General features: G+C 70.8%; 12 protein-coding genes. 6 read left to right on the top strand and 6 right to left on the bottom strand.

Translation table 11 applies throughout. From position 1 onward, the window contains the following. The first annotated feature begins 497 nt into the window (after positions 1-497). The 5 genes from AHOG_RS18605 (at position 498) to AHOG_RS18585 (ending at position 6,640) form a co-directional block, all read left to right on the top strand. Complete coding sequence (locus AHOG_RS18605) at positions 498-1,985, top strand: sugar ABC transporter ATP-binding protein (protein WP_093942499.1); 1,488 nt, start codon at positions 498-500, stop codon at positions 1,983-1,985. Beyond that, entirely contained in the window at positions 1,982-3,016 is a 1,035-nt protein-coding gene (locus tag AHOG_RS18600; protein WP_093942498.1) for an ABC transporter permease, read from the top strand. Before AHOG_RS18605 ends, AHOG_RS18600 begins: the two co-directional genes overlap by 4 nt. Beyond that, a complete protein-coding gene (locus AHOG_RS18595; protein WP_093942497.1) occupies positions 3,013-4,029 on the top strand; it encodes an ABC transporter permease in 1,017 nt (338 codons plus the stop codon). The genes AHOG_RS18600 and AHOG_RS18595 overlap by 4 nt, the downstream gene beginning before the upstream one ends. After that, the gene (locus tag AHOG_RS18590; protein ID WP_093944583.1) at positions 4,026-5,213 is read left to right on the top strand and encodes a substrate-binding domain-containing protein; all 1,188 of its coding nucleotides are present in this window, start codon (positions 4,026-4,028) and stop codon (positions 5,211-5,213) included. Before AHOG_RS18595 ends, AHOG_RS18590 begins: the two co-directional genes overlap by 4 nt. A gap of 569 nt (positions 5,214-5,782) precedes the next feature. Then, a complete protein-coding gene (locus AHOG_RS18585; RefSeq protein WP_093942496.1) occupies positions 5,783-6,640 on the top strand; it encodes a sugar phosphate isomerase/epimerase family protein in 858 nt (285 codons plus the stop codon). Positions 6,641-6,949: 309 nt separating this feature from the next. Here AHOG_RS18585 and bdeA read toward each other — a convergent pair whose 3' ends face one another. The 5 genes from bdeA to AHOG_RS18560 form a co-directional block, all read right to left on the bottom strand. Beyond that, positions 6,950-7,861, bottom strand: a complete 912-nt coding sequence (gene bdeA, locus AHOG_RS18580; protein WP_093942495.1) for a bis(hydroxyethyl) terephthalate hydrolase — start codon at positions 7,859-7,861, stop codon at positions 6,950-6,952. Between the two features lie 507 nt (positions 7,862-8,368). After that, positions 8,369-12,559 (bottom strand): ThuA domain-containing protein, encoded by a 4,191-nt coding sequence (locus AHOG_RS18575; protein WP_245856310.1) that lies wholly within the window; start codon positions 12,557-12,559, stop codon positions 8,369-8,371. Between the two features lie 709 nt (positions 12,560-13,268). Next, complete coding sequence (locus AHOG_RS18570; RefSeq protein WP_093944582.1) at positions 13,269-13,940, bottom strand: LutC/YkgG family protein; 672 nt, start codon at positions 13,938-13,940, stop codon at positions 13,269-13,271. A 40-nt stretch (positions 13,941-13,980) separates the two neighbouring features. Next, positions 13,981-15,411 carry a LutB/LldF family L-lactate oxidation iron-sulfur protein gene (locus tag AHOG_RS18565; protein WP_093942493.1) on the bottom strand — a complete coding sequence of 477 codons (1,431 nt, stop codon included), beginning with the start codon at positions 15,409-15,411 and terminating at the stop codon, positions 13,981-13,983. Then, on the bottom strand, positions 15,393-16,109 hold the full coding sequence (locus AHOG_RS18560; protein ID WP_093944581.1) for a (Fe-S)-binding protein: 717 nt from the start codon (positions 16,107-16,109) through the stop codon (positions 15,393-15,395). The genes AHOG_RS18565 and AHOG_RS18560 overlap by 19 nt, the downstream gene beginning before the upstream one ends. A gap of 430 nt (positions 16,110-16,539) precedes the next feature. Here AHOG_RS18560 and AHOG_RS18555 point away from each other — a divergent pair, with 430 nt between their 5' ends. Then, positions 16,540-17,601 (top strand): glucose 1-dehydrogenase, encoded by a 1,062-nt coding sequence (locus AHOG_RS18555; RefSeq protein WP_093942492.1) that lies wholly within the window; start codon positions 16,540-16,542, stop codon positions 17,599-17,601. A gap of 128 nt (positions 17,602-17,729) precedes the next feature. Here AHOG_RS18555 and AHOG_RS18550 read toward each other — a convergent pair whose 3' ends face one another. Beyond that, positions 17,730-18,605 carry an NYN domain-containing protein gene (locus AHOG_RS18550; protein WP_093942491.1) on the bottom strand — a complete coding sequence of 292 codons (876 nt, stop codon included), beginning with the start codon at positions 18,603-18,605 and terminating at the stop codon, positions 17,730-17,732. Positions 18,606-19,016 lie beyond the last annotated feature (411 nt).

Raw genomic sequence — 19,016 nt, 5'->3', positions numbered from 1 at the left:
CAGGCGAGCACACATCGTACGCGCGGCGCGGGTCCGTCCCGGGCCGGTGAGCGGCGTCGGCGGCGATCGTCTTCTCTCGGTGTACGCGGGGCGCGGGCCGTGTGGCCCGGCCCGGCGGGCCGCGAACGACGATCCGCCGGGGCGCCTGCGCGGGCGGGCGGTCCCGAGGCGAGACGACTCCGTCGATCGGGTGGGCGCACGGCCGGCCCGGCCGGCCCCACGGGCGGCTTTCGCCGGTGGCGCGCGAGTCGCCGTGGACCCCGGCGTCCGCCGATTCGTCCCGGTGCGCGAACGGCGGATCGATCGGGGCGACGACCGGTGGTTCCGAGCGACTTTCGTGATCGTTACGGTACGTACCGGACTTGTCTCAAGTCGGACAACTTTCCTCCTGGTCGATCAGCCTTCTGGTCAAAGTGGGCGAAAGTCCATACAGTGACCTGAGTTACACCGGCGAAGGGGGAGGCAGCGTGGGGGACCAGTCGCCGTGCCTGCTGGCGATGAGCGGGATCTCGAAGAGCTTCGTCGGCGTCCCGGTGCTGACCGAAGTGGACCTGGATCTCCACGCGGGCGAGGTGCATGCCGTCGTCGGCGAGAACGGCGCGGGCAAGTCCACCTTGATGAAGGTCCTCGCCGGTGTGCATGCCCCCGACGCGGGCACCGTCCGCATCGACGGCGAGCCGGTCGCCTTCACCCACCCGGTCGAGGCACAGGCCTCGGGCGTCGCCATCATCTACCAGGAACTGACGCTGCTGGCCGACCGCACCGTCGCCGAGAACGTCTTCCTCGGACGGGAGCCGAGGCGCGCCGATCCGCTGGGCAGGTTCGCGGGCGTCGTCGATCGTCGGGCGATGGCGGAGCGGACCGCCGCGCTGCTCGCCGACATCGGCGAGACCTCCATCGACCCGGCCGCCCCGGTGCGTCGACTCTCCGTCGCCCAGCAGCAGGTCGTCGAGATCGTCAAGGCGCTGGCGGGCGACGCACGCATCGTCGTGATGGACGAGCCCACCGCCGCACTGGCCGATCACGAGGTCGAACTGCTGTACTCGTTAGTTCGGCGCCTGGTCGAACGCGGCATCGGAATCCTCTACATCTCGCATCGAATGCGGGAGATCTTCGATCTGTCCGACCGGGTGACCGTCCTGAAGGACGGCCGTCGCACCGCCTGTCGGCCCACCCGCGACGTCACCGCCGACGACCTGATCCGATTGATGGTCGGTCGCGAACTCGGCGACTACTACCCGGACCGTGCCGACCAGACCGACCTCGGGGCCGTGCGGCTGCGCCTGCGCGGGGCGGGCAATGCCCGACTGCGCGGCATCGACCTGGCGGTCCGCGCGGGGGAGATCGTGGGCGTCGCAGGGCTCCAGGGCTCCGGTCGGAGCTCGCTCGCCCACGCCGTCTTCGGCGCGGCCCCGTTCACCACCGGTGAGATGACCCTGGACGGCTCGCCGCTGCGCCCGACCTCGCCGAGGGCCGCGATCCGGGCGGGCATCGGCCTGGTCACCGAGGATCGCAAGGCCGAGGGGCTGGCCCTGCGACAGTCCATCCGAGACAACGCGCTGCTGGTGGTGCGCGGCGTGTTCACCGGCCGCCGCCGCGCCGGGACCGCCGACGTCACCGAGCTGCTGGCGAGCCTGCGAATCGGTGCGCAGGGCAGCGGCCAGGAGGTGCGGCTGCTCTCCGGCGGAAACCAGCAGAAGGTGGTGCTCGCCAAGTGGCTCGCGGTCCGGCCGGGGGTCCTCGTGCTGGACGAGCCGACGCGGGGCGTGGACGTCGGTGCCAAGGCCGCCATCCACGAACTCGTCCGCGACCTGGCCCGACAGGGCATGGCGGTGCTGATGGTGTCCTCGGAACTGCCGGAACTCATCGGGATGAGCGATCGGATCGTGGTGCTCAGAGACGGCGCCGTCGCGGGCGAGCTGCCTCCGGGCGTCGGCGAGGAGGAGATCATGAGACTGAGCACCGGCGCGGAGAGCGCCGCATGACGCCCCAGGGCGGCACGACCGCTCCGCCTCCGTTGTCGCGGGTCGCCCCGGCCCGATCGCGGGCGGGACTCGCCGATCCGGTCGTGCTGGTCTACCTCGCGCTCGTCGCCGTCTACCTGATCGGCTGGGTCATCGTCGGCATGCGCGGCGGGGACTTCGTCACCGTCGCCAACACGGTGACCATCCTGCAGAACTCCGCCGCCCTCGGGCTGGTCGCGATCGGCCAGACCTACGCCATCCTCGCGGGCTCCCTGGACCTCTCCGTCGCCTACCTGATCAGTCTCGTCACGCTCATCACCGCGCAGGTGATGGAGGCGGCGGGCATCGTCGCGGGCGTCGCCGCCGCCCTGCTGCTGGCAGGTCTCGTCGGCCTCGGCAACGGCCTGATCGTGACGAAGCTGAAGGTCAACGCCTTCATCGCCACCCTCGGCGTGGCGCTGATCCTGCGGGGCTACCTGGAGAACACCTACACCGGCCCGGCGGGCGACGTGCCGACCGAGTTCCAGCGCCTCGGCTACGACCGGATCGGCCCGCTGCCGGTGTCGGTCTTCCTCGTCGCCGCCGTCGCCACGCTCACCTGGTTCGTGCTGCGGCGCACCAGCCTCGGCCACCACATCTACGCGGTCGGCGGCGATCGCGAGGTCGCCAGGCTCTCCGGCGTCCGCACCGACCGCACGGTGATCGCCGCCCACGTGCTGTGCTCGCTGTGCGCCGGCCTGGCCGGGGTCTTCCTGGCGAGCAGGCTCGGCGCCGGGGCGCCGCTGGCGGGCACCGACGGCCAGTACGACCTCGTGTCGATCGCGGCCGTCGTCCTCGGCGGCAGCCTGCTCGCAGGCGGTCGGGGCGGCGTCGTGGGCACCATCGGCGGCGTCCTGATCCTCTCGGTCCTCGACAACGTCTTCGACCAGGTCGGCGTCGATCCGTTCTTCAAGAACGTCGTGCGCGGCGTGGTGATCATCGCGGCGGTCGCCCTCTACGCCAGGCAGAGCGTCGCCCGCCGCGGGCAGCAGGACCAACGGAGGTCGGGATGAGTGACACCGCCGCCCCCGAGGCACGCCCTCGCGGCCTCCGCCTGCCCGCCGCCCTGTCGGCGAGCACCCCGGTGTTCGTCCTGCTCGGCGTGCTCCTGATCGTGCTCGCCTTCGTCGACATCGGGTTCTACGAGCCCGATCGGCTGCTCGCCTTCATCCGACGGGCCGCGCCGCTGATCATCCTGGCGGCCGGCCAGTACTTCGTCATGGTCTCCGGCGGCTTCGACCTGTCCGTGGGCTCCGTCGTCACGGTGGGCGTGGTCGTCGCCGCCGAGCTGTTCAACATCGCCCCCGACATGCCCTGGCCGCTGGCCGTGGTGATCCTGCTCGCCGCGGGCATGGTCGTCGGACTGGTCAACGGCCTGGTGTCCACGGTGCTCGCGGTGCCCTCGTTCATCACCACGCTCGGAATGATGCTCATCCTGCAGGGCGCGGTGTTCTTCTGGACGCAGGGCGCCCCGCGCGGGTACCTGTCCGACGGCTACCGCACCCTGGGCCGGGGAATGGTGCCCGGCCTGCCGTGGCTGCCGTGGGCGGTGGTCGTCCTGGCGGTCGTCGCCCTCGCCGCGGTGCTGTTCATGCGCTCCGACACCGGGCGGACCCTCGTCGCCACCGGAGACAACGACGCCGCCGCCGCGCTGTCCGGCGTCCGGGTGCATCGGCTGCGCGTGCTGGCGTTCGTCCTGTCCGGCCTCGCGGCGGCGATGGCCGCGGTGCTCGTCGGCGGCTTCACCGGCATCTCGGCGCAGGCGGGCAACGGCATGGAGTTCGAGGCGATCACGGCCGTGGTGCTCGGCGGCGTCGCCCTCGGCGGCGGCCGAGGCTCCGTCGTGGCCGCGATGGCCGGGGCGCTGTCACTGCAGACCCTGTTCACCCTGCTCACCATGCTCGGCGTCTCCGGTGCCCTGGAGTCCGCCGTGCAAGGCGTCATCGTCATCGCCGCCGTCGCCCTCGGGGCGGTCTCGTGGTCGCGGCGCCGACGCGTTCCCCACCCGACGAAGGAGAGGCGATGAGGGTAAGAACCCGGTCGACCCTGACGATCATGTCGGCGGCGGCCCTGCTGGTGCTCGGCGCGTGCACCAGTGAGGTGCCCGCCGACACCGACGCGGGCACGGAGACCACGGGGGCCGACGCGGCTGCCGACTCGGAGTTCTTCGTGCAGTCGGACTACGAGGCGCAGATGGCGCTGCGGGAGGCCGCTCCGGAAGGCCCGGAGGACCGGCCCTGGGAGCAGATGATCGATCCCGAGATGGTCGACACCAGCGAGTACCAGCAGGAGGGGCCGTACAATCTGTGCTTCTCCAACGCCGGACTGTTCAACTCCTGGCGCGCGGTCGGCTGGCGCACCATGCAGGCCGAGGTCGACCTGCATCCGGAGATCGAGAACTTCACCGCCCTCGACGGACAGGGCCAGGACGACAAGCAGATCTCCGACATCGGCTCGCTGGCGGGGCAGGACTGCGACGCCCTCATCGTCTCGCCCAACACGACCGCCACGCTCACGCCCGCCGTGGAGGCGGCCTGCGGCGAGGTTCCGGTGATCGTCTTCGACCGAGGCGTGGAGACGGACTGTCCGGTCACGTTCATCAGCCCCATCGGCGGCTACGCCTACGGTGCGGCGGGCGCCGAGTTCCTGCGGGACGAGGTCGAGCCCGGTGGTTCGGTGCTGGCGCTGCGGATCGCCCCCGGCGTCGACGTGCTGGAACATCGGTGGGCCGCCGCCGAACAGGTCTTCGAGGACAGCGACCTGGAGATCGTCGGCGTCCAGTTCACCGAGGACGACCCGGCCACGGCGAAGAACATCGTCTCCGACTACATCCAGCGCACGGGCGGCCTGGACGGGGTGTGGATGGACGCGGGCGCGACGTCGGTGGCCGTGACCGAGGCTTTCGAGGACGCCGGGATGGAGATCCCGCCGATCGTGGGCGAGGACCAGCAGGACTTCCTGCAGGCCTGGCGGGACAAGGACCTGACCGCGATCGCGCCCGGTTATCCCACCTTCCAGTGGCGGACGCCCGTGATCGCCGCCCTGCGCATCCTCAACGGCGAGGAGGTTCCTCGCGAGTGGCGGCTGCCGCAGCCCGTCGTGACCGAGGACAACCTGGACTCCTACCTGCAGGAGGGCATGCCGCCACAGCATTACGCCCTCTGCGGGTGCGAGGACCTGCCCGGCTTCCCCGAGGAGTGGGGAGGCTGACGGTAGGGGCGTCGAAGCGGGAGTGCTCGCCCACCGCCGCCGTGGCGAGCACTCCCGCCTCGCGCCGACTCCCGACCGCGTCGCAGGACCGCCGATCGCCTGGTCGCGCCGCCTGCGACCGTCGCCCTCGACGTACCGTCCGGGTCGGCCCGCACCGGGTCGGCCGCCGCGTCGCGTCGGTGATCGTCGTACCCCGGACCGCCGTGCCGGAGGTGACTGCCGCTCGAGGCTCCGCGGCCCGCGATACACCGCTGTTCGGGGTCGAGCCGCCGCCCCGAGCCCGGGTGCGGGGCCGCCGCCCGACGCTCGTGGTCCGGTTCGACCGTCCGCTCCCTTCGCCGCCGACCGTTCCTCGTCCGGTCCGTCGCGCGGTCCGGCTCGCCCAGGCGTGTCCTGCGTGTGCTCGACCGGGTGCGCCCGCCGGCCCGCTCACCCGCTCCGAACGAGTTCGCCGATGAGGGGCCGGCCGCGACCACCGCCCGCGGGTCCGGCCCGCTCATCCCGACCAAGTCCCGTCCGTCCCCGGCCCGCCGCCCGCGGCCGACCGACGTCGTGAGTGAAGGAGATCGATGTTCCCGATCGGAGTGAACACCTGGGTCTGGGAGTCGCCGCTGAGCGACGCGGCGCTGTCGAGGCTCGTGCCCCGCATCGCGGGCTGGGGATTCGACGCGGTGGAGCTGCCGGTCGAACAGCGCGACGACATCGACGTCGGGCGTGCCGCGGAACTGCTCGACGAGCACGGACTGACCACGGCGGCCGTGTGCGCCGTGACGTCGACGGGTCGCAACCTCGTCGCCGCACCCGACGAGCAGATCGTCGCCACCCAGGACTACCTGCGGCACTGCGTCGACGTGGCGGTCCGCCTGGGCAGCACCGTGGTGGGCGGCCCGCTGTACTCCGAGGTCGGCCGCACCTGGCGGATGGACGCCGCCGAACGCGACGCGGTGTACCGCCGGTTCCGGGAGAGCCTCGCCCCGATCGCGGACTACGCGGGGGAGCGGGGCGTCCGGCTGGCCGTCGAACCGCTCAACCGTTACGAGACCAGCGTCCTCAACACCGTCGAGCAGGCCCTGACCGCCGTGGCCGAGCTGCCGTCGGCGTCGGTCGGCCTGATGCTGGACACCTACCATCTGAACATCGAGGAGCGCGACCTCGTCGCGCCGATCCTGGCCGCCGGGGACCGCGTCGCGCACGTCCAGGTGTGTGCCAACGATCGGGGAACGCCGGGGGCCGATCACCTCGACTGGCCGGGCTTCCTCGGCGCGCTGCGGACGGTCGGATACCGGGGCGCCCTGTGCATCGAGTCCTTCACCGCCCACAACGACGCCATCGCGGTGGCCGCGTCGGTGTGGCGTCCGCTGGCCGCGGCCCAGGACGACATCGCCGTGGACGGCCTCGCCTTCCTGCGGGCGGCGCTGGCGGCCTGAGCGTCGAGGACGGCCAGACGACCGGCCGGTCGTCGGCCTGAGGCGTCGGCGGCCCCTCGACGAAGGCCGCGCCGAGCGGTCTTCGTCGGAGTCGGCCCGGGCCCGGGGAAGGGGCCGTCGCGGGCGCGGGCGGTCGGTGCGGCGCAGGACCGGCGCGGCGCGCCCCGTCGGTCGATCACGTCGGCCGGCCGGCCCCTCGGTCGGTCCTGCTTACCCGGTCGCGTCGACGGCGGTCGCCCCGATGGCGACCGCCGTCGACGGCCGGTCTCATGTGCTCGCGCGTGCTTCGGCGCACGCGCGGCGGCGACCCTAGGAGTGCGGGCAGGTGTCCCGGTACTCCGAGATCTCCCGGTCGGTGGGCGCGGGGCAGAGGAACTGCTCATAGCGGGTGTCGTCGTCGATGAACCGCTTGAGCCACGAGATGCTGTACTTCGCGATCGTGGTGTTGGAGATGTTCGGGGCGAAGTGCGAGGCGCCGTCCAGTTCCAGGTAGGCCTTGTCCAATGAGGACGGCAGGCTCTCGTAGAACGGGATCGAGTGTGTCCGCACCGAGGCGATGAGGTCGTTCTCGGCGCCGATGACCATCGTCGGCACCTGGACTCGCGACCAGTTCTTGGACAGATGCCAGCCGGTCATCGGGATCGCGGCCTGGAGGGCGGGTCGGTCCTGAGCGGCCGCGAGACTGCCGCCGCCGCCCATCGAGTGGCCCATCACTCCGAGCCGGTTCGAGTCGATCCGGTCGCGCACCCTGCTGTCCTCGACGAGGTAGTCGAGCGCGGCCAGCAGCTGCCTGCCCCGGCTGTCGGGCTGGTCGATCGTCGTGTTCGTGTCGATGGTGAAGACGACGAAGCCCTGCGAGGCGATCCTCGGGCCGAGCCAGGAGATCGTGGACTGGGTGCCGGTGTAACCGGGTGACACCGCGATGGCGCCGAAGGTGCCCTGGCTGGTGTCGGTGGGGTAGTAGATGGTGCCGCCGCCGAAGCCGGACACCAGCGAGGAGACGCGGGTGTCGGCGACCGAGAACGGGCCGCGCAGCGCCTCGATGCTGCTCTCGGTGGGAGCGGGACCCCGCTCGTGCGGATTCTGCTGTGCGGAGGCGGCGGGTGCGATCGCCACCCCGGTCGCGATCAGAGTCAGGGCCGTGGCCAGGCCGGCCAGCCGAGACAGGGTGCTGTGCCGGGTACGTCTGCCGCCGCGGGAGGTGATGCTCGATGACTGCACGTCGTTGTACTCCTGTCCATCGAAAGCGGAATCGCCGAAACACGCGGGGGCCGATGTCGACGTCGTGATGAACGCCGAGGTCGAGGGAGGTCAGCTCGTGTTCCGGGGATGCCATCGATCACGTTCCGCAGTCATCCTCACGGCGAATCCGTCCCGAGCGCATCGGCGAAATCACCGGTCTCGTGGGCGGAGCCGCCGCCGGGAGTCCAGTGCGGGGAGTCGGGCGCCGGGCGGCGACGGCGGATCGGAACGGCGACGGAGGACGCGACGCGGATCGCGCCTTCGTCTCGACACGCTGTCTCGACACGCCACCTCCGACCGACACACCGGCCGCGCCGCTCACGCGCCGACGACCGAGCGGAGCAGGCCGCCGATCACGTCAACACACGGTGCCCGGACACGGCCTCGGGGCCTGCGGTCCGGCATGGACCACAGACCCCGAGGCCTGGTGTGTGCGGCGATGCTCAGGTCAGCGCGCCGGGTGTGTGCCGTCGTGCCGCCGGGCCGTCACACCCCCTCGATGGCGTCGATGACGGCTTGGATGTCGCGGTCGAGGGTGGTGCGGATGTCGCCTGCGGTGACGAGGGTGGTGTCGTTGACGAGGGTCTGGAGCGTCTGGAGTTCTTCGATGGTCGCGAAGTCGTCGCCTCGTGCCTCGGCCAGTCGTGCGGTGGTGAGCTGGTCGCGGAGTTGGGTGGTGGCGGTGAGGGAGAGGCGGTTGGTGGCGCGGAATCGGTCGATGAGTTGGCTGATGTCGCGGGTGGAGGTGGTGGTGGCGAAGGAGATCGACTGTTCGGTGGTGTTGCCCGCGCGGTCGGTGGCGGTCACCGACAGCCGCTGGATGCCCAGTGCCAGCCGGTGCAGCGGCACGTACTCCCCGGAGGCCAGCTCCGTCGAGTTCAGGGTGCCCACCACGGAGTCGATCCCGGAGGTCCCGTCCTCGGCGTGCCAGCTCAGGACGAGGTCGGTGGCGTCGCCGTAGACCCGTCCGTCGGCCACGCCCGCGACCAGCAGCGTGGGTGCGGTGTGGTCGATGAGGATGGTGGCGGCCTTCTCGTCCTCGACGTTGCCCGCCACGTCGACGCTCCGGTAGAGCACCGAATGCGGGCCCTCGCCGGTCACGATTACCGGTTCGGTGTAGGCGGTCCAGTCGCCGCCGTCCAGGCTCCACTCCGTTCGGGCGACGCCGGAGCCCTCGTCGGACGCGGTCAGCTCCACGACCACCTCCCCGTCATGCCAGCCGTGCTCGCCGTTCTCGGGCAGCACGACCTCGGTGGTGGGGGCGGTGGTGTCGATGGCGAGGTCGAGGGTCTGGGTGTCCTCGATGTTGCCCGCGGTGTCGGTGGAGCGGTAGTCGAGGGTGTGGGTGCCGTCGTCGGTGAGGGTGAGGGGTTGGTCGTAGGTGGTCCAGTCGCCGTCGTCGAGGCGGTATTCGGTGGTGTCGACGCCGGAGGCGTCGTCGGTGGCCTCGAGGGTGATCTCGACGGGGCTGGTGGTGTACCAGCCTTCCCGGCCGTCGGGCTCGCTCGGCGCGGTGCTCGCCGTGGTGACCGGAGGCGTCGAATCCTCACCACCGGGCGGCGTGCTGAAGCCCGCGCCCTCGAAGCGCACCGAGTCCAGGTCCATCGAGTTGTTCGAGTTCGTGCGGAACACCACGTAGACGGTGTGGCTGCCCGCGAGCTCGACGTCGACGGACTCGGTCCGTTCGTAGTTCGACCAGTCGCCGGTGTTCTGCACCGTCGTGGTCGCGACCAGTTCGCCCTCCGGCGACCCGGCCCGCAGTTCGATCGTGCCTTCGGCGATGGAGGACACCCGGTAGCTCACCGAGTCGATGTTCTCCAGGCTGACCGGGTCGAAGGAGATCCAGTCGCCGTCGCTGACGTCGCCGATCCGGGCGCCGCTCTCCGCGCCGGAGTCGCTGACCACGCGCACCCCGGACGAGTCGGTGAAGTACTCCGCCTGCTTGTTCTTCGGCTGAAGCACCCGCCGATCGTAGCCGGTGAGGGAGCCGACGCCTTCGCCGCCGCCGTCGGTGTAGCGGGCGTTGAGGACGTAGTAGAGGTTCGCGCCCTCCGGATGCCCGCCGAGGTCGGCGGTGTTGACCGTCCCCGAGCAGCCTGCGATGTCGCTCGTGTCGTGTTCATGGTCGTCGTGGCCGAGCGCCGGACGCACCAGCACCTCGGCGCAGTCGACCTCGCCGTCCTCCGGGTCGGTCACGGTCAGCTCGTAGGAGACGTCCTCCCCGAACTCGATCATTCCGCCGTTCGGCGGGGCGTCGAACGTCACGGTGGGCGCGGTGTTGCCCACGGTGATCTCGATGTTGGCGTACCCCGTCTGGTCCGCGACGTTGGTCACCTGGAGTTGGGCGGTGAAGACGCCCGGCTCGGTGTAGACGTGCGTGGGGTTCGCCTCGGTCGAGTCGACCGTGCCGTCGCCGTCGAAGTCCCAGCCGATCGTGATCTCGCCGCCCGCCGGGTCGGCGCTGCCCTCGCTGGAGAACTCCACCTCCAGCGGGGTCGGCCCGTTGGTCGCGCTGGCGGAGGCCACGGCGACCGGTCTGCTCTGGCCCTGGTTGTAGTCGATCCGGTAGAGGCCCGAGTTGCTGTTGCCCCCGCCGAACTCGCTGCCCCACTCCAGCAGGTAGAGCGAGCCGTCCGCGCCGAACTCCATGTCCATCGGCTTGTTGAACGTCTCGGTGCCGAGGAAGTCGTTGCTCTTGAGGAACTGGTTGTTCTCGTCGAGGTGGAACTCCTTGATGTAGTTCCGCGACCACTCGTAGAAGAAGTGCACCCCGTCGAAGTATTCGGGGAACTTCGTCTCCGACTCGCTGTCGGCGTCGAAGCGGTACACGGGGCCGCTCATCGGCGCGCTGCCGCCGGACCCCAGCTCCGGGAACTCCGGGGAGACGTCGTAGTCGTACCAGACCTGCGGCATCTCCGCGGGCGGCAGCTCGGTCAGGCCGGTGTTGTTGGGCGACTCGTTGACGAGGTTGTCGCAGTCGAACTTCTCGCCCACCTCGCCGGTGTCCGGGTCGTACGGCGCGTACGGCTCGTTGTTCCCGTGACAGAACGGCCAGCCCGAGTTCACCGGCTCGGTCAGCACGTCGTACTCCACGAAGCCCTGCGGGCCGCGCTCGTCCGGCTGACCGCCGCGGTCCGGGCCGTAGTCGGAGACGTGCAGATGGCCGGTCTCCGGGTCGACGCGGAAGCGGAACGGGTTGCGGAAGCCCATCGCGTAGATCTCCGGGCGGGTCAGCTCGGTGCCCTCCTCGAAGAGGTTGCCCTCGGGGATGGCGTAGCCGCCCTCGTCCAGCGGGGTGATCCGTAGGATCTTGCCGCGCAGGTCGTTGGTGTTGCCGGAGGTGCGTGCCGCGTCCAGCATCTCCTGGCCCGGCCGCCAGTCGATCGGCGCGTAACCCTGCCAGTGCGGCGAGAGGTTCGGCGCCACGTCGTCGCCCACCCCGAGGAACAGGGTGCCGTCGATGCCGAAGTCCAGCGCGCCGCCGGTGTGTCCCGGCTCCGGGTAGGTCCGGCTGCGGTACGCGGGCACGTCCAGCAGCACCGACTCCGAGGCGAGGTCGAGCGTGTCGCCCTCCACGGTGAAGCGGGACAGCCTGTTGACGTCCTCCTCGGCGTCGGCGGGCGAGTAGTACAGGTACACCCAGCCGTTCTCGGTGAAGTCGGGGTCCAGCGTCATGCCGACCAGACCGTCCTCGCCGCCGGTGTAGACGTCCAGCGATCCCGCGGTGACGGTGGTGTTGGTGTCCGGCTTGAAGACGGTCAGGTCGCCGCCCCGCTCGGCCACGAAGACCCGGCCGTCGTCGGCGACGTCGAGCTGCATCGGGTCGTCGGTGTCGCCGTCCAGCGTGATCTTCTCGAAGTTGTTCCACACGGTCCCGCCGCAGTCGCCCTCCACGGCGCCCGCCGCCCACTTGAGGCCGCCGAGCACGTGCTGCTGGAACAGCGGCTCGTTGTCATAGGAGTCGGCCTCGTGTCCCATGGCGGTGGCCCACACCCGGCCGCCCTCGGGACGGTGACACCACGAGATCGGGTGGTCCGGCCCCATCGCGTCATTGCCCGGGTTGTAGGTCCGCTCGTCGGCGGCGACCAGGACGTGGACGTTGCCCCTCGGGTTGGGGTCGAAGTTGTACCACTCCTCGGCCCGGTCCCACACCTGCGGCAGATGCTCGGTGGAGGGGTGCACCCGGTCCAGGGTCCACGCGGTGCCGTCCAGGGTGCCCGGCGAGTGGGTGGGCATGTGCGCCCCGCCGTTGATGGTGTCGTCCCACCAGGGGAAGTCGTTCTCGATGCCCATGTCCAGGGAGTTGTGCACGGCCGTGATGCCGCCGCCGTTGCGCAGATAGGTCTGGATCGCCTCCCGCTGTTCGTCGGTCTCCCAGACCATGCCCGAGTTCTGGAGCATGATCACCGCGTCGAACGTGGCGAGGTCCTCGTCATTGAAGATGGCGGAGTCATCGGTCTCGACCAGCTCGAAGCCCTCTTCGGCGGCCTGCCGTTCGAACATCGCGATCCCGTTCGGGATCGAGTTGTGCACGTAACCCACGGCCTTCGTGAACAACAGGGCACGGAATTCGGGCTGCTCGGACTCCTGCGCGGCGGCCTGTGGGACCGGCCCGGTCAACAGAATGGCGAGAGCGGATGCGATCAGTAATCCCATCGCTCGTCTGATGCGATGCAATTGTTGCTCCTTGTTCGGCGGGTGGCGAGATTCGTCGGTCGGCGGCGACGAGGTCTACGGGCAGACTCCTTCCCGCGTTCGCTGACGGAACGCGATCGGCGAGGGCGGGCGAACGTCTTTGCGGCAGGGTCGAGGGCCGGCCGCGTGGTCACTCGGCCGGTGTCAGGTCGGCGGACGACCGCGGTGGGCGGGCGTCGGGAGGGTCGATGCTCGATGCGTCGCCGGGCTCGTGGGCGGTCGTCAGTGGTCTTCCGTGGTCATCCGTGGTCGATCACCGACCGGTGTCCGGGCAGGCCACAGCGGCCTGCCGGGGGCGGCGTGAGCGCGCCCGCCGGTAGGTGACGGTGATGGACGAGGCTTCAGGGCTCGCGGGACGTCCCGTCCGGAGGAGTCGGGGGACGACGGGCCGCGACCGGATCAGCCCGCGGCGGGCCTGCCGGAGTGTCGCCTCTGGCCGCCGGATCGATGAACTGACAAAATCGGCCAACCTCTCCCGATGATCGAACCGAGTCGAATCGATGGATTCGACGTCGTCGGTCCTCATCGCGCTACTGCGACGTGGTGCGTCGTCGGTCATTAATCAAACGACCGCTAACACCCAGGCGCCGCCTGCCCGGGAAGATGGCGGATAACGTAATCAGTTAAGTACAGCCGGTGCTTCTTGTCAATACTGGGTGAACGTACAGTGCGCCGGAACGTCGACGGCGTACTAGGCGTCGACGATGACCACTTCCAGAGTGCGGGGGCCGTGCACGCCTTCGACGCGGTTCAGTTCGATGTCGCTGGTCGCCGACGGACCGCTCACGAACGTCAGGGGCCTGGTGCCGTCGAGCCGGGCCAGCGCCTCGGGCAGTGAGACCGCCACCTGGTCGGCGCGGACGACACAGAGGTGGTAGTCGGGCAGCAGCGTGAGCATTCGTCGGCCCTGCGCCTCTCCCGCGTCCAGCACCAGTGTGCCGGTCTCGGCCACGGCCACGGCGCAGCCGGTGAGCACGCCGTCGATGCCGTCCAGCTCCTCGATCGTCGACGAGTGGTCCGTGTCGAGCCGCCAGGCGACCTCCGGGACGAGCCAGTCGGCGGGCAGGTCGACGGGCGCGGCCATTCGTCGCGCGCCGCGGGCCGCCAACGACGCGGTGATCCGCGCGGGCAGCTCGGCCGCCTGGACGCGGTGCACCATCGCGCGGTAGTCCTCGATCCGCTCGGCCAGCAGCGCGAGCGGATCGGCCGCCTCGCGGGTGCGGTCGTAGTCCCTGGGTACCGCGACGGGGCCGGGACGGTCGGCCAGCGCGGCGCGGACGCGGCGCAGCACCGCCTCCCGCGCCGAGCCGGACCGCTCGCCCGCCGCAGGAACGGCCCCGGCCTGGTCTGCCGCCTGGTCCACTGCCCTGTCGGCCGCCGGGTCCGTGCCCGCTCGCTCGGTCTCAGCCACGGGTCCTCCTCCACCAGGCGCGGAACGTCTCCTTGGGCGGGGCGGGCAGATCCCGCGAGGAGGTCCACTTCGAGCCAGGCCAGGGCAGGCTGCTGATCCGCCCGCCCCGGCTCAACAACCTGCCGATCCCGGCGATCCGCTGGGTCGCGGCCCACCGTCGCGCGTCGCCCATCGCCCAGGCCAGCGCGGACATCGCCACCGCCTCCGGGGACGTCTTGTTCTTGGCCTCGACCGCCTGGGCCCGCAGATGCACCAGCACCTCCGGGATGTCGATGCGGACGGGACACACCTCGAAGCACGCGCCGCACAGCGAGGAGGCGTACGGCAGTGACCGCGCCTGCTTGTCGACGTCCTCGCCGAGCAGCTGCGGGGTCAGGATGGCGCCGATCGGACCGGGATACACCGAGCCGTAGGCCGCACCCCCGGTGCGCTCGTAGACCGGGCACACGTTCAGGCAGGCCGAGCAGCGGATGCAGCGCAGCGCCTGCCTGCCCACCTCGTCGGCCAGCGTGTCGGTGCGTCCGTTGTCGAGCAGCACGAGATGGAAGTTCTTCGGCCCGTCGCCGGGGGTGACCCCGGTCCAGATCGAGGTGTAGGGGTTCATCCGCTCCGCGGTGGACGACCTCGGCAGCAGCTGAAGGAAGACCTCCAGGTCGGACCAGGTGGGCACCACCTTCTCGATGCCCATCACGGTGATCAGCGTCTCCGGCAGGGTCAGGCACATCCGACCGTTGCCCTCGGACTCGACCACCACGATCGACCCGCTGTCGGCCACCGCGAAGTTCGCCCCGGACACGGCCACCTTCGCGGTGAGGAACTTCTGCCGAAGATGCCTGCGGGCCGCCTCGGCCAGCTCCTTCGGCTCGTCGGTGATGTCCTCGGGCACGTCGGGCATCTCGCGCCGGAAGATCTCCCGGATCTCCGCACGATTGCGATGGATGGCGGGCACCAGGATGTGGGAGGGGCGGTCCTCGCCGAGCTGCACGATCAGCTCCGCGAGATCGGTCTCCACGGCGCGCACCCCGCCTTCGGCCAGCGCCTCGTTCAGCCCGATCTCGGCGGTGGCCATCGACTTGACCTTGACGACCTCCTCGGCGCCCGCCTCACGGGTCAGCCGCAGGACGATCTCGTTGGCCTCGTCGGCGTCTCGTGCCCAGTGCACGATCCCGCCGCGCGCGGTGACCGCCGCCTCCAGCCGCTCCAGGTAGGTGTCGAGGTCGCCCAGCACCTGGTCCTTGATCGCCTCGCCGGCTCGGCGCAGCGGCTCCCAGTCGGGCAGCTCCGCGACCGCGTCCGCCCGCTTGCCTCGGATCGTGGTGGTGGCGTTGCGCAGATTGGCGCGCAGCTGCGGGTCCGCCAAGGCCGTGCGCGCCGCCTTGGGGAAGGTCGGTGTGCCCAGCCAGGTCACGCCACGGCCTGCCATGGCTCCTCCTCCGTGCTGCTCAGGATCTCGGCGAGGTGTACCGGGTTGACGCCTGCCCGGAGTCGGGACAGCCCGCCGCCGATGTGCATCAGACAGGAGTTGTCCCCGGCGGTGAGGACCTCGGCGACTGTCTCCGTGACGCCCTTGATCTTGTCCGCCAGCATCGCGCCGGAGGTGTCGGCGTTCTTGATGGCGAAGGTGCCGCCGAAGCCGCAGCAGGAGTCGGCCTCGGGCAGCTCGACCAGCTCCAGTCCGCGCACCGCGCGCAACAGCCGCAGCGGTCGATCGCCGACCTCGAGCATCCGCAGCGAATGACAGGTGGGGTGATAGGTGACGCGGTGCGGGAAGTAGGCGCCGACGTCGGTGACGCCGAGGACGTCCACGAGGAACTCCGACAGCTCGTGACTGCGCTGCGCGGCCCGCGTCGAGTCGAGCAGCTTCGGGTAGATCTCGCGGACCATGCCGACGCAGGAGCCCGACGGGGCCACCACCGCGTCGTACTCGGTGAAGATCCGCTCGTAGTCGGCGGCCAGCGAGGCCGCGTGTCTCGGATACCCGGTGTTGTAGTGCATCTGCCCGCAGCAGGTCTGGGCTGCCGGGAAGTCGACCTCGCAGCCGAGCCGTTCCAACAGCTTCACCACGGCCTGCCCGGTGCGCGGGTACAACGTGTCGGTCACGCACGTCGCGAACAACGCCACCCGCACGCCTACCAGCCTCCTCGTTCCCTGCGTCGCCGCCTCGGTGCACCGAGCTTGTCAGACCAGGGGCGCGGGTGCGGGCAACCGGGCTCGGAAATCGACGGCTGAAACCGGCCGGCAGACCCGCCGCGCCGTCGCCGAGACCCGCCGAACCCCGTTGGTGGTCCGCCGGCACGGGTTCGCCGGGCCCGCGCCTGTCCGTGCCCCGGATCTCGACGGCGGCCGTCGCCGCACGTCGGCCCACCTCGGTCGCCGCCGCGAGGCCGCCTGGCCGGTGTCGCCGGGTCTCGCGGGGCACGCGAGCGCCGTCGAGACCCGTGGGGCGCAGGAGACGAGTGTGGGTGGCATCGCAGCGAGGCGTGGGCCGTTCATGTCATGGTCTTGTCTGATCGGGGTTCGAACGGGCCTTGGCGGCGGGAGAGGACCGGACATGCGTGCGTTGACGGTGATGCCGGGCGAGCGGGACTCGCTGCGAGTCGACGAGGTGGACGACCCCACACCCGGACCGGGCGAGCTGCTCGTGGACGGTCTCGCGGTGGGAGTGTGCGGGACGGACCGCGAGATCGTGGACGCCCAGTTCGGCGAGCCGGTGCCGGGGCGCAGCAGACTGATCATCGGCCACGAGTCCCTCGGCCGGGTCCGGCGGGCACCCGAGGGCACCGACTTCGCCGAGGGCGACCTCGTCGTGGGGGTCGTCAGAAGACCGGACCCGGAGCCGTGCGGCGCGTGCGCCCGAGGTTATTTCGACATGTGCCGCAACGGTCGCTACACCGAACGGGGCATCAAGGGACTGGACGGCTACGCGAGCGAGTCGTGGACGCTGGAGGCCGACTACGCGGTTCGGCTGGACCCGCGTCTCTCCGGAGTCGGCATGCTCCTGGAACCGACCAGCGTGGTCGCCAAGGCCTGGGATCAGATCGAGCGGATCGGCGCACGCTCGTGGTTCGAGCCCGAGACGGTCCTGGTCACCGGGGCCGGGCCGATCGGCCTGCTCGCGGCGCTCATCGGTGTCCAGCGCGGCCTGGACGTGCACGTGCTCGATCGCGTCGTCGGCGGCCCCAAGGTCGACCTGGTCCGTGACCTGGGCGCCACCTACCACCACGACAGCGTGACGGACTTCGGCAGGCGACTGCGGCCGGACATCGTCATCGAGGCGACCGGCGTCGATCAGCTCGTGTGCGAGTCGATGGCCGTGACCGCCGCCTACGGGATCGTCTGCCTCACCGGCGTCTCCTCACCGGGACGGGTGCTGCCCACCGATCTCGGCAGCCTCAACCGCAGCATCGTCCTGGAGAACGACGCCGTCTTCGGCTCGGTCAACGCCAACCTGACGCACTACACGGCAGCCGCCGACGCGCTGGCCGCCGCGGATCTGGGCTGGCTCGACCGGCTGGTCAGCAGGCGCGTACCGCTGACCAGGTTCCACGAGGCCTTCGAGCACCATCAGGACGACGTGAAGGTGATCATCGACCTGACCGCCGCCGCGGGCTGAGCTCCAGCGGGCCGTCCGCGGCCGTGCAGGCCCGCCGCCCGTGCCGTGACCCGGGCAGGCGGCGGGCGCCCTCCGGTGCGGCGGGGGGCCGCGTCGCTCGACGCGGCCGACGTGGAGCGGGGCCGGGTTCAGAGTCCTCGCGAGTCGACGTTCGCGGTCACGACGCCCCAGAACGCGGAGCGCACATCGCGACGGATCTGTTCCTGTTCCTGAAGGTCGATGCCCAGCGCCTGCTCGACGTGGGCGCGTAGTCCCTGGTCCAGCGCGTGCGGAATGCTGGGTCTGCGGGCGAGCAGGTCGGCCAGCTCGGTGTTGGAGCTGTTGGCGAGCCAGCGTGCGGTGAACTCGGCGGAGGCGGCCCTCGGCGTCAGCATCGCCTGGATCGGGCTCGGCGTCGTCGCCTGCTCGCCGTCCTCCGACTCGATCTGGACCGGAACCGGCAGCACCGTGGGCGGCGGCAGCGGCGGCCGAAGATCGAAGACGGGGGTCAGCTCGTCCTTGGTCAGACTGTGCAGCCGGTCCGACTCGAACACCAGCTCCTCGGACTGGTTGTACTTGCCGCTCTCGGCCTCGATGCCCACCAGGACGACGCGCACGCCGTGATCCTGTGCCGTGCGCACGCCCTCGCGCAGGTCCTCGTCCCCGCTGACCAGCAGCACGTCACTCACGGCGCCCAGCTGGGCCAGCATGATCATGTCGCGGTAGATGAGGGCGTCGACGCCCTTCTGCTGCCCGCTGCCGTTGAGCCTGCCCAACCGCAGCTTCACGTCCGGCAGCACGGCGATGGCCCGCTGTTCGCTCGTCCGGTGTCCGCCCCGTGCCGCGTCGTACCAGTAGGTGCGCAGCACGGGCATTCCGGTCAGCTCCTCGGCGACCGAGGTCATCAGACTGAGGAACGGCTCCGGTTTGAGCAGCAGTGCGGAACGGGACGTGGTCTGTCTGCAGAGCCTGCCGCCCTCGGCGTAGAGATAGCCTGCGTCGACGAAGATCGCACATCGATCCATCAGCAGCCCCCTCTAACGGAAAAGGGGCCGCCGGAACAGAAGGCGACCCCCGGCCACTCAACGGAGCAGCCAACGCAACACTGCGTCCGTGGACGCTTCGCCATTATCGGTCATCCCCCCGACTTTCTCGTCGCCACCCCCGGTTTCTCGTCATTCCCGAGTCGATGCCAGGGATTTCACTCCGTCGGCCGCGGCCACCAACCCGATCGAAGGAGCCGTCGTGCCTCGTGCGCAGCCGGCCGGCGCGGATCCCGACGGCGGTCGGCGAGGAGTGTGGGAACGCCCGTCGTACGGGATCGAACGGCCGACCCGCGTGCCGCGGCCGGGCCGTGAGGCAGGCCCCTCCGGCGGGCCGCCGCCCCGAACGGCGGCGCGAGTGGTCGCCGCTGCGCGCGCGGTGTCCTCGCCTGC

The organism is Actinoalloteichus hoggarensis, assembly GCF_002234535.1.
In the GTDB taxonomy this organism is placed as follows: Bacteria; Actinomycetota; Actinomycetes; order Mycobacteriales; family Pseudonocardiaceae; genus Actinoalloteichus_A; species Actinoalloteichus_A hoggarensis.
Note: the sequence above shows the minus strand (reverse complement) of the source record. Positions and strands in the feature narration are given on the sequence as shown.

What these genes read in the sequence shown, in the direction of transcription:
- AHOG_RS18565 (WP_093942493.1), bottom strand. Translation starts at nt 15,411, where the DNA reads ATGGCAGGCCGTGGCGTGACCTGGCTGGGCACACCGACCTTCCCCAAG.
- AHOG_RS18585 (WP_093942496.1), top strand. Translation starts at nt 5,783, where the DNA reads ATGTTCCCGATCGGAGTGAACACCTGGGTCTGGGAGTCGCCGCTGAGC.
- AHOG_RS18605 (WP_093942499.1), top strand. Translation starts at nt 498, where the DNA reads ATGAGCGGGATCTCGAAGAGCTTCGTCGGCGTCCCGGTGCTGACCGAA.
- AHOG_RS18590 (WP_093944583.1), top strand. Translation starts at nt 4,026, where the DNA reads ATGAGGGTAAGAACCCGGTCGACCCTGACGATCATGTCGGCGGCGGCC.
- AHOG_RS18555 (WP_093942492.1), top strand. Translation starts at nt 16,540, where the DNA reads ATGCGTGCGTTGACGGTGATGCCGGGCGAGCGGGACTCGCTGCGAGTC.
- AHOG_RS18595 (WP_093942497.1), top strand. Translation starts at nt 3,013, where the DNA reads ATGAGTGACACCGCCGCCCCCGAGGCACGCCCTCGCGGCCTCCGCCTG.
- AHOG_RS18550 (WP_093942491.1), bottom strand. Translation starts at nt 18,605, where the DNA reads ATGGATCGATGTGCGATCTTCGTCGACGCAGGCTATCTCTACGCCGAG.
- AHOG_RS18600 (WP_093942498.1), top strand. Translation starts at nt 1,982, where the DNA reads ATGACGCCCCAGGGCGGCACGACCGCTCCGCCTCCGTTGTCGCGGGTC.